This window comes from Robertmurraya beringensis (genome assembly GCF_042433785.1).
Taxonomy (GTDB): Bacteria; Bacillota; Bacilli; order Bacillales; family Cytobacillaceae; genus Robertmurraya_A; species Robertmurraya_A beringensis.
In genome coordinates this window covers 1-938 of the sequence record NZ_JBHLUU010000050.1, presented here as the reverse complement: position 1 = coordinate 938, position 938 = coordinate 1, and the positions used below count along the sequence as shown (strand labels likewise).

At 38.0% G+C, this 938-nt stretch carries 1 protein-coding gene; it reads left to right on the top strand.

Features of this window, described 5'->3' with window-relative positions; genetic code table 11:
- On the top strand, nucleotides 1-938 hold a 938-nt coding region (locus tag ACFFHF_RS11820; RefSeq protein ID WP_377058222.1), incomplete at both ends, for an IS4 family transposase.

Sequence of the window (938 nt, the reverse complement as noted above, 5' to 3'; positions counted from 1 at the left end):
GTGGACATCGACAAGTATGTTAAGAAACTGACGGCATATAAATTTTTGCAGCTACTCATCTTGGCACAAATCAATGAATTAGACAGTTTAACCCATCTATCCAAGCATTCGAAAGATAAGAAAGAACTTCAGGTTCACCTGAATATGGATGGCATTAGTACATCTCAGCTTTCCAGAAAACAGTGTGATCTATCTCCGAAGTTGTTTGAGAAGATCTTACACCATCTTGTTTTTATGATTCAGTCCCAAATGAAACAATCTCCGATTGTTCGAGATATTGGACGTCTTCATGTGATTGACTCATCGACAATGAGTATGTCCATATCGCAGTATCCATGGGCAAAGTTTCGCAAAACAAAGGCCGGCGTTAGACTGCATTTACGGGTCGTTGTGACCAAAGATTTAACAATCCCTGATAAAGCCGTTCTATTGCCGGCAAAACATGCTGACCGGACCCAAATGAATGAACTAATCGAGATTGATCCTGATGCTCTTTACCTTTTTGACCGAGGATATGTGGATTACAAGCAATTCGATAAGTACTGCCTGGAAGGCGTTCGATTTATTACTAGACTTAAGAAAAACGCCGAAATTGAAGTACTAAGCGAACAATCACCCGATCCCGAAAATTTGATCTATCAAGATGCTGAGGTATATCTTGGAAATGCACAAAATGGTACGAAGATGCAGCACACCCTACGCCTAATCAAAACTAAAGATCAAGAAGGAAATCTTGTTATTATCGTTACTAGTTGTTTTGACCTTACTGCCAAAGAAATCGGAGATTTATATCGATATCGTTGGAAAATAGAAACTTTTTTTAAATGGATGAAACAACATCTGAAGATCAAATCCTTCTTTGGAAAAAGTGAAAATGCTGTCTATAATCAAATCTGGATTGCCTTGATCACATATTGTCTTGAAGTATTACTTCAATT